Annotated in this window: 10 protein-coding genes and 2 pseudogenes; 3 read left to right on the top strand and 9 right to left on the bottom strand. The window is 70.1% G+C overall.

Annotation, left to right across the window (positions count from 1 at the left end):
- Positions 1-323 precede the first annotated feature (323 nt).
- A complete protein-coding gene (locus tag MB828_RS23295) occupies positions 324-1025 on the top strand; it encodes a FadR/GntR family transcriptional regulator (protein ID WP_133024434.1) in 702 nt (233 codons plus the stop codon).
- Between the two features lie 88 nt (positions 1026-1113).
- Here the strand turns inward: MB828_RS23295 and MB828_RS23290 are convergent.
- The 8 genes and pseudogenes from MB828_RS23290 to MB828_RS23255 all read right to left on the bottom strand — a co-directional run.
- Positions 1114-2043 (bottom strand): annotated as a pseudogene (locus tag MB828_RS23290) (alpha/beta hydrolase family esterase); the annotation flags it as partial.
- A gap of 110 nt (positions 2044-2153) precedes the next feature.
- Positions 2154-3785, bottom strand: coding sequence for a glycoside hydrolase family 27 protein (locus MB828_RS23285; protein WP_301649915.1), 1632 nt, complete (start codon positions 3783-3785; stop codon positions 2154-2156).
- A gap of 43 nt (positions 3786-3828) precedes the next feature.
- Positions 3829-4803 (bottom strand): annotated as a pseudogene (locus MB828_RS23280) (arabinofuranosidase catalytic domain-containing protein); the annotation flags it as partial.
- A 569-nt stretch (positions 4804-5372) separates the two neighbouring features.
- Positions 5373-6773: an arabinofuranosidase catalytic domain-containing protein gene (locus tag MB828_RS23275; protein WP_301649963.1), complete on the bottom strand. Its 1401-nt coding sequence runs from the start codon at positions 6771-6773 to the stop codon at positions 5373-5375.
- A 1074-nt stretch (positions 6774-7847) separates the two neighbouring features.
- The gene (locus MB828_RS23270) at positions 7848-8183 is read right to left on the bottom strand and encodes a TraR/DksA family transcriptional regulator (protein WP_301649913.1); all 336 of its coding nucleotides are present in this window, start codon (positions 8181-8183) and stop codon (positions 7848-7850) included.
- A 109-nt stretch (positions 8184-8292) separates the two neighbouring features.
- Positions 8293-9363 carry an NADH:flavin oxidoreductase/NADH oxidase gene (locus MB828_RS23265; RefSeq protein WP_301649912.1) on the bottom strand — a complete coding sequence of 357 codons (1071 nt, stop codon included), beginning with the start codon at positions 9361-9363 and terminating at the stop codon, positions 8293-8295.
- A gap of 350 nt (positions 9364-9713) precedes the next feature.
- The gene (locus MB828_RS23260) at positions 9714-10007 is read right to left on the bottom strand and encodes a hypothetical protein (protein WP_301649911.1); all 294 of its coding nucleotides are present in this window, start codon (positions 10005-10007) and stop codon (positions 9714-9716) included.
- A gap of 93 nt (positions 10008-10100) precedes the next feature.
- Positions 10101-10868, bottom strand: a complete 768-nt coding sequence (locus MB828_RS23255; protein WP_301649910.1) for an SDR family NAD(P)-dependent oxidoreductase — start codon at positions 10866-10868, stop codon at positions 10101-10103.
- A gap of 957 nt (positions 10869-11825) precedes the next feature.
- Here MB828_RS23255 and MB828_RS23250 point away from each other — a divergent pair.
- On the top strand, positions 11826-12068 hold the full coding sequence (locus tag MB828_RS23250; RefSeq protein ID WP_301649909.1) for a hypothetical protein: 243 nt from the start codon (positions 11826-11828) through the stop codon (positions 12066-12068).
- A gap of 161 nt (positions 12069-12229) precedes the next feature.
- Complete coding sequence (locus MB828_RS23245) at positions 12230-12772, top strand: hypothetical protein (RefSeq protein ID WP_301649908.1); 543 nt, start codon at positions 12230-12232, stop codon at positions 12770-12772.
- Here the strand turns inward: MB828_RS23245 and MB828_RS23240 are convergent.
- Positions 12762-14120, bottom strand: a complete 1359-nt coding sequence (locus MB828_RS23240) for an NAD(P)/FAD-dependent oxidoreductase (protein WP_301649907.1) — start codon at positions 14118-14120, stop codon at positions 12762-12764. The genes MB828_RS23245 and MB828_RS23240 overlap by 11 nt on opposite strands.
- Between the last annotated feature and the right edge of the window lie 159 nt (positions 14121-14279).

Genomic DNA, 14279 nt, shown 5'->3' with positions numbered 1-14279 from the left:
TCACCACGCGCGCGCCGGTTGTTACGGAAGAAGGTCCGCCATATGTCGCCGCCATGTCAACGGGCGTGCAGGGATGAAAACAGGTTCTCACCTGGGATTTTGTACCGATATATCTCATCTGCTGCTATTTATCCAGCGGCAAACATACAATGTTTCGCGGTCGGAAAGGGCTCCCCGCCGTCCGGCCACGCACCATGGGGCGGCGGCACACACCGACGGCGGACCCTCCACGGCCTCCCCGGTATCATCGGCGCCACACTCGCCGCGCCGCCCCGGTCACCCGCGCACCGGACCACACCGCGCACTCACGGAAGGAGCTCACGTTGTCCCTGACAGACAGGGCCATCGGGCAGATCCGTGAGCTCATCCGCTCCGGCGCGCTGCCGCCGGGCGCGAAGCTGCCCCCGGAGCCGGAGCTCGCCGCGCAGCTGGGCCTCTCCCGCAACCTCGCCCGCGAGGCGGTCAAGGCGCTGGCCGTGGCCCGGGTGCTCGAGGTACGGCGAGGCGACGGCACGTACGTGACCAGTCTCCAGCCCAGCCTGCTGCTGGAGGGCCTCGGTGGCGCCGTGGAGCTCCTCCAGAGCGACACGGGCGCCCTGCTGGATCTCATGGAGGTCCGGCGGCTGCTCGAACCGCTTGCCACCGGACTGGCCGCCGCCAGGATCACCGACGACCAACTGGCCGAGGTCAAGGGCCATTTGGATGCGATGCGGGAGGCGAGCGACGACGTGGAGCGGCTCAACGTCCATGACGCGGCCTTCCACCGCTCGGTCGTGGCGGCCACCGGCAACGAGAGCCTGCTCACCCTGCTCGAGGGCATCTCGGGCCGTACCCTGCGCGCCCGGATCTGGCGGGGCCAGCTGGACGACCAGTCCGCCGGGCGGACCCTCGCCGAGCACGAGGCGATCTACAACGCCCTCCGCACCCGTGACGTCGCGGTGAGCCAGGCCGCGGCCCTGCTGCACGTCAGCAACACCGAGCACTGGCTCCGCGAGCACCTGCGGTCGAACACCGCACAGGCGTAGCGAACGGGGGCCGGACCCCGGCCAGGCCCGGCGCCGAGCCTGGCCGCGCCCGTCAGTTCATCAGGCGCCATGGCGGATTGGAGCCGCCGTTGCTGGAGCCGAACTGGGTGAAGAACTGCCACACCGCGGCCGACGTCCAGGTGCGCCAGCCGTCACCGGTGGAACCGTCTATGGGGCCGGGGTCGTGGCCCGCTCCGTCGAACGCCGCCCACACGACGGGGTAGCCGGAGCGGCATCCGGAGTAGGTGGTGATGATGTGGGTCAGGCTCCCGTAGGCCGGTTCGGGCGGATTCTGCGGGGTGCAGCCGTTCGTCCGCACGAAGGTGTCGCGCAGGTCCCGTCCCGACTGGATGGGCAGCACGTTGTCCCTGAGGCCGTGCAGTCCCATGTAGGCGATGGGCTGGTTGCCGCCGTTGCAGCCACTGAGGTTCGCGCCGGAGTAGACCGCGACGGCGCGGAAGACGGTCGCCCGGGAGCAGGCGAGGGCGTACGACATGGCACCGCCGTAGCTGAAGCCCGCGGAGAACAACTGGGTGGTGTCGACGCACAGGCCCGCTTCGATCTGGCTGACCATGGCGTCGACGAAGGCCACGTCCTGACCGCCGGAGTTGGCCCAGCCGTTGCCGATGCCCTGCGGGGCGACGAAGATCGTGCCGTTGTTCGCGCTGTCTGCCAGGCGCCGTAGGCCGTAGTAGGACCAGTTGTAGCCGTCCGTTCCGCCCGAGTCGACGTCGGCCGCCGTGCCACCGCGCCAGTGGAAGCCGAAGATCAGCCGGTAGGGGTGGTTGTTGTCGTAGCCCGCGGGGATCCGCAGGGTGTAGCTGCGGCTCTGCCCGCCGCTCTGGATGGTGTGGTTGCCGCTCGTCAGTGCCGGGGCCTTGCCGCAGCCGGCCGTCGACCCGGCGGCCGCGGTGACCGGCGGGGGTGCGGCGGCGCTTCTGCCGAACGACGTGCCGGCGGCTGACAGGACGAGAAGCATCGCCGCCACGACGGGCAGTAAGAGCGGTTTGTGTTTCATGCACTCCTTCTTCCAGTCTCGAGGGGGGAGTGGGGCGTCACGCAGGGCGTGCCGCCCGCGGCATATATAAGGAGTCCTCCTCCGTGGCGGTGCCGGGGGGCAGGTAGGAGTCAGCCCAGCGTCCACTGCTGGCCGCTGCTTCCGTTGCAGGTCCACAGCTCGGTGAGGGTGCCGTCGGCCGTGGCCGCGCCGGTGACGTCCAGGCACAGGCCGGACTGGACGCCGGTGATCGTGCCGTTGGAGTTCAGCGTCCACTGCTGGTTGCTCTGGCCGTTGCACGGCCAGATCTCCACCTTCGTCCCGGGCGTGGTCTGGTTGTCGTAGGCGTCCAGGCACGTCTGGGCGTTGCCCGAGTAGACGGTGAGCTGGCCGGATGCGGTGTGCGTCCAGGTCTGGTTGGCGCCGCCGTTGCAGGTCCAGATCTCCACCTGGGTGCCCGCGGTGGTGGTGGAGTTGGGTACGTCCAGGCACTTGCCGGCGCCGACCGCGTGCAGTTCCCCTGTCGCGCCGGTGCCCCCGCCGCTGCTGGTGCCGCCCGCGACCCGGTACATGACCGTGCCGTGGGCCGGTACCGAGGCGCTGATGGTGCCGGAGGTGGTCGAGGACGCACCCGACCACAGGTCGGTGAGGGTGTAGGCGGACGCCCCGGTCTTCCCGATGGCGGCCGCGGTGGTGGTGATGGTCGCCGTGGAGCCCGTCTCGTTGAACAGCGCGACCGACACGTCCCCGTTCGCGAGCGGCTTGGCCAGCACGTCCAGGCCGCCGGCGGACGACACCATGGTTCCCTGCTTGCCGAGGGGGTCCTGGTCGACCGCGATCACCCGGGAGTTGGTCAGCGTGGAAAGGGTGGAGGCGCTCGCCTGGGGGATGTTGGTGCCGGCGATGAGCGGCGCGGCCATCTCCGCCCAGAGGCTGAACTCGCTGCGGTTCTCGGTGGCCGTCATCGAGCCGTTGCCGACCTCCAGCATGTCCGGGTCGTTCCAGTGGCCTGGTCCGGCGTAGGAGGCCAGCCCCACGTTGCTGTGGAAGATCGACAGCATGCTGGAGTAGGTCGGGCTGATGTCTCCGGTGGTGCGCCAGCTGTTGCCCACGTCGGCGCCCCAGGTCCACACGTTCTCCTGGCCCCAGTTGCACAGGCTGTACAGGATCGGTCGGCCGGTGGCCGCGAGCGCGTCCCGCATGGCGGTGTAGCGGGTCCGTGCCGGCACGCCGGTGTTGTTGCAGTTGTCGTACTTCAGGTAGTCCACGCCCCACGACGCGAACGACTGCGCGTCCGTGCTCTCGTGGCCGAGGCTGCCCGGGTATCCCGCGCAGGTGGCGGTGCCCGCGTCCTCGTAGATCCCCAGCTTCAGGCCCAACGAGTGGACGTAGTCGGCGGTGCCCTTGATGCCGTCGGGGAACTTCGCCGGGTCCGGCACCAGGTGACCGCCCGAGTCGCGGCTGTGGGTCATCCAGCAGTCGTCGATGTTGACGTACGAATAGCCCGCCGCCTGCATGCCGTTGGTGTGCATCGCCTGGGCGGTGGACTTGATCAGCGCCTCGGAGACGTCGCAGCCATAGGCGTTCCAGTCGTTGAAGCCCATCTGCGGAGTCGGTGCGAGTCCGTTGCCGAGGGCGGCGGCGGGCGATGCGGTACCGAGGGCGATCAGGGGTGCGGCCACGGCAAGCAGCACGGTGGAGAGGGTGAGCGCCAGGGTTCTGCGCAGGGACAGCCGTGGGGCCAGCGGAGTGGTCGTGGGCATGGGGCATCTACTCCTGAACCGGGTTGGAAAAACTGACGGGCGTTCAGCGATAACCGGCGGCGGTGACGTTGGCCTGCACCGCGTTGTCGGTCGCGTCGGAGGGATAGCCTGCGACGACGGCTCCCTCGTAGAAGGTGCCGGCGCTCAGATTGGCGCCGCCGCCGGGCTTGCAGCAGTCGCCGCCGCTGCCGAGGACGATGGCCCCCTGCTTCTTCATGGGGCTGTATCCGCCGGGCAGCGCGCCGTCCCACAGGGTGGTCAGGCCGCCCGACTGTGCGTTGCCGCCCTTGAGCGCGAACCTGGACGTGCCGTTGTTCTTCAGCATCGCGGTGACGAACTTGGCAGCGAACGCCCGCTGGTTGGGGTTCCAGGACTTGCTGCCGCCCGGGTACAGCCCCCATTCGAGATCGGCCTGCACCCAGGGACCGCTTCCCGAACAGCCGCCGAACCAGCACTCGGTGCCGAAGTTGATCGCGTCCATCGCCCCGGCCGCGTCGGCTTTCCTGGTCGTCTCGCTGTTGCCGTAGTCGAAGCAGCAGCCGCCGTTGACGTGGGCGCCGCTGGTCACCATGTACGCGCCCTCGGGTGCCGCACCGGTCGGCACGCCCGTCAGGTGGCCGTCCCGCCAGTAGCTGTTCCCGGGGTTGATGTACAGCGAGTACGCCTTGGTGCCCCCGGCGGTCAGCGACTCGGACGTCGCCTTCGCGGGGCTGCTCTGACTCGATCCCGGGACCTGGGCCGAGCCCTGGTACCACAGGTCGTTGCCGTGTCCTGACTGGTCGCGGACGACCGTGATCACGCAGCTGGTGCCCGCGCAGAAGGCGTCCTGGGCCGATGCGTCGGCGAAGCCGCCGGGTGCCAGCAGGCCGATGTCCCGGGTCGCGCTGTCCGACGCTCGCCTGACCTGGTACAGGGGGCCGTTGTACGAGCGGTAGAGGGCGCGCACCGTGCTGTGCGCGGCGACGCACGGGGTACCTCCCCCGGCGTAGATGTCGCACGGGCCGGACCCCTGGGGCGCCGAGCTCACCGGAGGTGCCGCCGACGCCGGCGCGGACCATGTCGGCCCGGTCGCCAGCAGCATGGCCAGCAGTCCCATCACGATCACGGCGGCCGCCGCGGACAGGCGCGGCGCACGAGTGGTGGGGCGACAGGGCGGAGCGGATGGAGGCTGCATTCTGTGTCCTCGCATGGGCGGGGGGGAAGGGGACGGAGAGTGCCGTGCCTGTCCGAGAAGGTGCGCGAGGGGTGTCGACCGCTCCCGTCAGAGTGCCCGAGAGCACGCACAGGAAACGCTTATACATCCCACGTCGCACAGTGATCCCACAGGCTCAACGCCCTGTCAATAGACGGCTCTTGGCAATTCCCGCTCGATACATCCCATGTCTGGCTCGTGATGGGACCGCCTGAGGGCATGCCTGAACCCGCGCCCGGCGACCGCCGCCGTACCGAGCGCGGGTCTTCGCTTTCCGGCCCTACCTCGCGCCGATCACCTCACCCGAGATTCCAGTGCCGAGCGCGCCGGCGTCCATCCGGTGACGAGTGATCCGGGGACGGTGGTGGGCCGGCCGCGGACCGGCGCCCTACAGGTCAGCTGAGGCTCCACCGCTGGTTGGATCCGCCGTTGCACGGCCAGAGTTCCGCCAGGGCGCCGTTGGCCGTGGAAGCGCCGGTGACGTCGAGGCACAGCCCGGACTGGACGCCGGTGACCGTGCCGTCCGCGTTCACCTGCCACTGCTGGTTGGCACCCCCGTTGCACGGCCAGGTCACCACCTTGGTGCCGGCGGACGTCTGGTTGTCGTACGCGTCCAGGCACATCTGGCCGCTGCCGCTGTAGACGGTCAGCTGTCCCGAAGAGGTGCGCGTCCACGTCTGGTTGGCGCCGCCGCCGCAGTCCCAGATCTGCAGTTGTGTGCCGGCCGTGGTGGAGGAGCTCGGCACGTCCAGGCACTTGCCCGCGCCCACCGCGTGCAGCGCGCCGGTACTCGTCCCGCCCCCCGCGGAACTGCCGTACCCGACAGCGGTGATGTTGGCCTGGACGGAGTTCTCCGTGGCGTCCGACGGATAGCCGGACGTCATCACGCCCTCGTAGAAGGTGCCTTGGGCACCCTTGCTGTTGTCGCCGCCGGTGCCCAGGATGATGGCGCCCTGCTTGCGCATCGGGTTGTATCCCGAGACGTTGGGGCGCACTCCGTCGTAGAACGTGGAAAGGCCGCCGGACTGCGCGTTGCCACCACGGATCGCCCAGTGGTTCGGGCCACCCTTGATGATGGCGGTCGTGTAGCGGTAGTTGATGGTCGGGTCGTTGGCGTTGTAATGCTGGTTTACCCCGGAGAAGAGACCGTTCTCCAGGTCGGCCATGATCCAGGGACCGTTGCCCGAACCGTAGCCCCACACCTTGATGTTGCCGAAGTAGATGGCCTCCATCGTGCCGTTGCCGTCGTCGTTGCTGTCCGTCTCGGCGTTGCCGTAGTCGAAGCAGCAGCCGCCGTTGTAGTGCGTGCCGTCGAAGATCGCGTACATGCCCTCGGCGTTGTCCCCGGTGGCGATGCCGTTCGTGTGGTTGTTCCGGTAGCCCGTACCGGGTGCCACGAAGACGCCATAGGCCTTGTGTCCGCCCACCGTCGTGGGCGCGGCGGTCGCGTTCGCGAGGTTGTCGGGGCCGCCCGCCGCACCGCCGCCGGGGGCCTGGGTGAGGTTGTTGTTGCGGCCGGACTGGTCGTAGATGACCGTGATCAGGCAGGACGTCCCCGAGCAGAACGAGTCCTGGGCGGCGGCGTCGGCATACCCGCCCGCGCTCAGTACCCCGATGTCACGGGTGGAGTTGTCGGAGGCGCGCCTGACCTGGTAGAGCGGCCCGTTGTACGAGGCGTACAGCGCTCGTGTGGTGCTGTGCGCCGCCACGCAGGGCGTGCCGCCTGCCGCGTAGATGTCACAGGGCCCGGACGTGGCGGCCCGGGCTGTGCCGGCCGTGGCCGTGGCGCCGGCCAGAGCGCCGGCGACGAGCGCGGCTGCGGCCCCCGCCCGGGCGAACGTCTTCCACCGGGAACGGGCCGTGCCCGCCGACGTAGGAAGATGTGTCCCAGACGACGCGTTTCGTGGCGGGCGACGGTGGTGTACCGCCGCGAGTAACCGCTCGACGCTGTCGCGCCCGGGCAGCAGACGGCGTCTCGTACGTGTGGTTCCCATCTGGACTCCCTACCGTGCCGGTGCAACCCGGTCGGGTCGCGGTGGTGGCGGTGACACATGCCGAAGCGTCTGAACGTGCCGTGGTGCAGTGGGATTGCCGAGAGACATCGGGAATGGCGGTGTTGCCGGTCTCGCAGGGTGCCAAGGGTCGGGAGGCCCCTCCTGCGGGGCTTGCTGCGGAATCGATTCGACTGCTGATCGCCGCGGTTCGCAAGCTCTCGGGAAACACGAAAAGTTGCGATGGAACGGGCCCGGACCGCGGCCCGACCCACTGCCGCGACGGTGCCGGGGGCCGCGCGAGTGTCGCCGACGGCCGGCCACCGAACCTACGGATGCCCCTTCATCAGGTCACTGAACAGGAATGTCTCCGAGTGGACCCCGATCACGCGGCAACGGAGCGAAGGCCACTCGCCGAAGCAGACGCCCCTGCACGGAGATTGACGCCGTTTGCGCTTCGCACTACGCGACTGGCCTGCGCAACGCCGGACATGAAATCTTGTCGAACCGCTTGCGTCGAACCGGTTCGCCCCGACCTCGTAACGTCGTGAGACGGGCCCGCAGCCCCACCCCGATGACGAGAAGATCACACTTCCTGCCGCTGTCCGAAACCGTGCGCCTTCTCAGTCACAGGTTGCTGGGCCGCCAGACACCTCGACGCTCAACCACCGTCCGGTGTACGGCGGGGGACGTGCGCGACCGGCGTGTCCGTGGGGCGGACCTCACTGACGGCCCGCTCGCGGAGCTCGTCCGGGTATGTGCGTGGTGCCGGCACTGCTCGTGGTTCTCCGATCAATCACACCGGAAGGTACGTCCTCCCGGCGTCGATCCACAGGTCTTGAGCATTGCTCTCCGTCTCGCCCCGCACCTGTGCACCCATCAACGCGCTACGGACGCGCAGCGCACGCAGGTTTTCGCCGCCGGGCGCACTTCGAGGCGCTCCATCGGTATCGGCTCACCGCATTGCTCGCAGCGCCCCCAGTCGCCTTTCTCCAACCGTTCCAGGGCGCGATCGAGATCGTTCAGATGCTCGCGCGCCTGGGACAGCAGGGCGGCGACGTGTGCCCGCTCGAAGGCCGTGCTCGCCCCCTCCGGGTCGTGCTCGTCGTCGATGGCCACCAGTGCGTTCGCCTCGACGATCCCTTCGTACTCACGGCTCAGGGCGGATATCTGCTGCAGCGTGTCGACACGGTCGGCCGCGAGCAGCGCCCGCATCCACTCACACCGGGATGCGGAAAGTGCAGCATTTGGGCATTGATCGCTCATATGAGAACAAACGTCATCGGCTCGTGCCGAATTCCCGGGTGCTCGGGCGGCGACGGCCTCAACGATGGCGTGGGCGGCCACGCTGGTACTGCTTCGGCCACGGGACGTCGTCACCGAGCACGTGGGCCGCACGGAGCGGCCAGGTCGGGTTGCGCAGCAGTTCACGCGCGAGCATGATCGCGTCGGCCGAACGGTCCACGAGGATCTGGTCGGCCTGCTCCGGTGCGGTGATCAGGCCGACCGCGGAGACGGGCAGGGCAGCACCCTCGCGGACGGTTCGGGCGAAGGGCACCTGGTAGCCGGGCTCCACTTCGATACGGGCGTTGTGGACGAGCCCGCCGCTGGTGATGTCCACCAGATCGACACCGTGGGCCACCAGGTGCCGCGACAGCTCGACCGTCTCCTCCGGGGTCCAGCCGCCGTCGGCCCAGTCCGTGGCCGAGAAGCGTACGAACAGGGGGCGGTCCTCCGGCCACTGTGCCCGGACGGCGTCGGTGACCTGGACCAGGAAACGGCTGCGCCCGTCGAGGTCGCCTCCGTACTCGTCGCTGCGGTGGTTGGACAGCGGTGACAGGAACTGGTGCAGCAGATAGCCGTGCGCGGCGTGGATCTCCAGGACCTCGAAACCGGCGGACAGCGCCCGCGCGGCGGCCTCGCCGAAGGCCCGGACCAGAGCGCGGATGTCGTCCGCGCCCAGCTGCCGCGGGGCCGGCCAGTCGCCGAACGGCAGCGGTGACGGTGCGACCGTCTGCCATCCTCCGGCCTCCGGTTCGACGTACGCGTCGCCCTCCCAGGGCGGTGCCGTCGACGCCTTGCGGCCGGCATGGGAGATCTGGATGCCGGCAATGGCTCCCTGCGTGTGGACGAAGTCGGTGATCCGCTTGTACGCGGCGGCCTGCCCGTCATCCCAGATGCCGGCGTCGGAAGGGGTGATCCGGCCCTCAGGTTCCACTGCCGTGGCCTCCTGCATGACCAGGCCGGACCCGCCGCGGGCCAGGGAGCCGAGATGGACCAGATGCCAGTCCTGCGGGTAGCCGTCGACCGAGCTGTACTGGCACATGGGGGCCACCCAGGCCCGGTTCCGGAAGGTAGTGCCGCGGAGGGTGAGCGGCGAGAAGAGACGGCTCATCGGAGGCCTCGCAGGTGGGATGTGGGGGGGCCGAGTGCCCCGCAGCCGTCGAGCCGCGGCCCGGGTTCATGCGGGGCGCCCCGCTCAGGGTGGGCCCCCGAGTACCCCAGCCGCTCTCGGGGCACACGCCGCCGGCCAGGCGTGCCACGACGCCGGGCAGTCGAGAGGTCGCTCCCCCGGATGATGCGCCCCGGCCGCCTCGTACGAGACGACGAACGGCTCATCCACCACCCCGAAACACTGATCACCAGGGCCACGGTTGGTGCGGGGTCTGGGCCGGGGTGTACTGAGCGCGGCACGCTCGCGCGCCGGGCCGGTACCGGTGGTGCGCAGCAGCCACTTGTTCCCTTTCAGGCGTAAGCGCGACCCTGGCCGGACGCCTGCCGGTCGGTGCGGCCGATCAGGGAAGGATCACGGCCAAGCCCCATGACGGAGGGGGCACCCGGGCTGTCCTGGCACGCCCTGGCCAGCCACTTCCCCGGCTCCCGCCCCATCTGGGCTGCCGCGAGCACCGCAGGGTGTGCGGGCATGGTCCGGGCGGCGTCCCGGGCGACCGTCAGGGGCAGGGCTCCGATCGAGGCGGGCTGGTCCACGATCAGGGTTCGTGTGGTGCTGGCCAGGGCGTTGGCATCGTATGCGCGCATTAACGTTATACAGACCTGCCGCCCGAAAGCGGCCGGGCATTGCGCCCGGCCGATGGGAAGTACCACCGATCGGCTTCGCTGTCCGAGGCGGTGTCAGACGAGTTCCAGGCCGCCGTCCACGGTGACGACCTGGCCGGTGGCGTGCCGTCCCGCGGGGTCGGCCATCCGCAGGACCCAGTGGGCGATCTCCTCGGTGCCCGCGATGCGGTGGGTGGGGATGCGGTCGCGTTCATAGGCGTACATGTCGTCCGCGGCCTCCGGGGTGAGTCCGGCGTGCAGCATGACGTCGGTGCGGGTGGGACCGGGGGCGACGGCGTTGACGCGGACTCCCTCCTCCGCCAGTTCCAGCGCCCAGCTGCGGGTCAGCTGTTCGACGGCGGCCTTGGTGGCCGCATAGTGCGCGCCGCCCGGCATAGGGCGGTGCCCGTAGGTGCTGGAGAGGTTGATGATGGTGCCGGAGGTCTTGCGCAGGTGTGGCAGGGCGGCGTGGGCGAGGAGACTCGGCGCGACGACGTTCAGGGCGAGCAGGTTCGTGACAGTCTGCTCGTCGGTGTCGGCGAGTGTCATCACCGCTGTGGCACCCGCGTTGTTGACCAGGTGGTCAATGCGTCCCCACCGCCGTACGGCGGTCCTGATCACCTCGGCGGGGGCTCCCTCGGCACGGACGTCGATCGCCAGGACGCCGATGCGGGGATGAAGTGCGGCGGTCTCCTTCAGCGGCGCCTCGCGCCGTCCCACTCCGAGCACCTGCGCGCCCGCTTCGGCGAAGGCGACTGCCGTGGCCCGGCCGATGCCGGAACCGGCTCCGGTCACGACGGCCACGTGGCCCGCGAAAGTCAAGGCGGAATGGTCTGCGGACATCACATGTTCCTTCTGTCTTCACTGGTGTGGACACACCATATGGCGCGCCTCACGCAACGGTAAAACATTGAACAGTGTGACACGGTTGGCGGCTCATCACGCGGCGGGGCAGGCATCTACACCAGGCCGTCCTTGCGCAGCCATGACGACGTACTCCGCTCTCACAACGTATTCGGGGGGCTGCGGTCCGCTCTCGGAACGTCCCGAAAGGTCGCGGACGGCGCCGGACCATTGACTGCGCACCGTGTGCTTTTGTGACGACGGTCCACGCTGCGGTCGCCCGTCCTCGCTGTCACACACTCTGCCCATACATTGTCATGTCGGGCATGCGCACTGTCCTCAGCGGACAGTTGAGCCTCCGACGGGAGTCCGACTCCTACGCGGTCACCGGGGAGTTCTACGACATCTTGCAGGCCGACGCGGACGAAGCCCGGGTCCGCCGGCTCTACGCACGCCGGATCGCCGACGCCCGCACCGGCGTCCTGGACGTCGGGGCCGGTACCGGGCGGTTACCTGTTGCCCCCACCACTCAGGGAAGTTGCCCCGGGCCGCTCTTCGCCCTCGCGTACCGAAGGGAAGCATCATGCGTACTTCGGCATGCGCCGCGGTCGGCGGAGCCTGCCTCACAGGGCTCTCGCCACCACCACGACGGCACCCTGTACGCCTTCGTCAAACAGGGCACGCAGAGCCACTTCGACGCCTCCTGCCCCCTTCTCTCAGGACGCGCCGCCCCTCAGGCTGCGAACTGCCGTGACGCGGCGGCCGCACGGCGGCTGTCACAGCTTCTTCCACCAGCCGGTCAATGCGGTGCCGACGACTCGTGGCGGTCCGTGCCCGGGCCCCGCGGCAACGAAGGAGGAGTATGACAGGGACATTCATCAGTCGCGCCCGGGCGACCGCCGGTCCCCGGGAGCCCGTCCACCGGACTTCCGACGCGGGCCGAGGCGGGACGCGAGGATGACGCGAGACGCCGACCGACGGACCGACCCAGCCGACGTCACCGTCGTGCTCGCCGCGGAGGCCGCCGTCCTGGAGGGACGGCTCGGGGTGCTCCGGGAGGCGATGGACGAGGTGGACGCCCGGATCCACGCGGTGTCCGAGAAGATCAGACAGCTGCCCGCAGCCGGCGACCACGAGGTGCCGCCGGCGGACGAAGGGAGCGCCACGGGGCTCGCTCCGTCCCCGGCCCGCCGTGCCTGACGGCCCGATCAACGGTGTGCTCCGCGTGGGACCGCCCACTCTGGTCTCGGCCGAGGGGGCCGCTGCATATGATGTTCGCCAGCATCCCCCCGGTGCCGCGCCGGGGGGCGGGCCGGGACATCGAGCCGTCCCGCCAGCAGGGTTGAGGACGAGAGGAACCCATGGGCTCCGTGACCCAGACGGCTCGCGCCATCGAGAGCACCGCCGAGAGTCTCCAGGAGGACCTGGCCCGGCTGGAGATCCAGAAGCAGGCGCTGGAGAGGGAACTGGCCGCGGTCACAGCCCATCTCGGTTCCGTGCAGCGGGCGCTCGACGCCCTTCAGGCCCTCATGCCCGGCACCGGCCCGGCGGCCGCCCCGTCCCCGCGGGACCCCGCCCCCGTGAGCGTCCCGCCGCCGACGAAGCCGGAGGCCGCGCGTGCCGCGGCAACCGCCGAAGCCGCCGCGGAGTCCCCGGCCGCGGCAGGCCGGAGCGACGAGGCGGGCGACGGCAGCACGACGTACGGCAAGCTCACGGAGCAGATCCTGGCGTACTTCGCGCAGGCCGGGGACACCGAGGTCCGCGCCCGCGACGTCGCGTCGGCGCTGGGACGCGACACCGACAACGGCAGCATCAACGCCGTCCGCAGCACGCTCGACCGTCTCGTCGGCGCCTCGCGCGTCCAGCGGGTCGGCCGTGGACTGTACCGCGCCGTCATGCCGTGAGCCGGCCTCCGGGCTGTGCGGGCTCCTCTCCTCGGCGCAGTTCGCCGCGGGAGACGAATGCCTCCCGCGGGTGCTGCACCGACGCCAGCGACACGATGTCGCGGCCGTAGAGAAGGGCCGTGAACCACACTGCGAACACACGCGTCTTGCGTTCCCAGCTCGGTATGGCCAGAACGTGGTAGCCACGGTGCATCAACCAGGCCGGGAACCCCTTGATGACCAGGCTCCGGTACTGGAAGATGCCGCGGCCGAGCCCGAGTGTGGCCACCACACCGAGACTGCGGTGCACGTAGTCCTTGGTCGGACGGCCCCGCAGCGACGCCAGGATGTTCCTCGCCAGGAGCTTGCCCTGGCGGACGGCGTGCTGGGCGTTGGGCACGGTGTGCGCGCCGGGCCTCCCGGCCGCGAGATCGGGCACCGCGGCGTCGTCCCCCGCCGCCCAGACGTCGGGCACCACCTCGGTGCCCGTGGTGACCCGAAGATCAGCCCGTACGGTGAGCACGCCCCGCTCGGTGACGGGCAGGTCGCTGTGGTTGTGCACGATCGGGTTGGCGGCGTTGCCGGCCGTCCACACCAGCAGGCCCGAGTCGAACTCGGTGCCGTCCGACAGCCGCACCCGGCCGTCCTCGGCGGAGACCAGCTGGGTGTTCAGGTGCACCCGCGCCCCCCGTTTCTCCAGTGAACGCACCACCCAGGCGCCCGGCCGGTCCGCGACCTCGGGCAGGATGCGGTCCCGTGCCTCGACCAGGTGGAAGGCCGGTTCGTCCGCGCCGATCTCCGGGTACTGCTTGAGCAACGCGGTCGCCAGGGCCAGCAGCTCACCAAATCCCTCCACTCCGGAGAATCCGCCACCGACGACGGTGACGGTGAGCAGTCTGGTGCGTTCGGGCCCGCGCGGCAGACCGGCCGCACGGTCGAACGAGGTGAGGAGGCGGTCGCGGATCGCCACCGCCTCCTCGACGTGCTTGAGTCCGTACGCCTGATCACTCAGCCCCGGGATCGGGAAGGTCCGGGTGACCGCCCCCGCCGTCACCACCAGCACGTCGTAGTGCAGGTCGAGGGATGACCCGGACTCCGGGCGGACCGTGACCGTGCGCGCGCTGTGGCGGATCTCCGTCACCGAGCCCGCCACCAGGCGCGTGTAGTGCAGGTGCCGTCGGAGCGAGACCGCCGCGTGCCGGGCCTCCACCGAACCGGCCACGACCTCGGGCAGGAAGGGCTGGTACGTCATGTACGGGCGGGGGTCGACGACGGTGACGCGTGCCTCGCCCGGCCGCAGCCTCTTCTCCAGGCCCCACGCGGTGTAGAAGCCCGCGTACCCGCCGCCCACGATCAAGATCTCACGCACGGTGTCCTCTGTTCCTCTCGGTCCTGACCCTCTAGACCGGTCGTCGGCACTCGGTGTGACACGGCGACCGGGGCACGTGCCAGGGCTGCGTGCGCGCCCCCTTCACCCGCGGCGCCGGCGTGCCGGTTGGAGGGGCAGCGGGTACTCCGCGTCCGGGCC

This window comes from Streptomyces arenae (genome assembly GCF_022343545.1).
GTDB lineage: Bacteria > Actinomycetota > Actinomycetes > Streptomycetales > Streptomycetaceae > Streptomyces > Streptomyces humi.
Note: the sequence above shows the minus strand (reverse complement) of the source record. Positions and strands in the feature narration are given on the sequence as shown.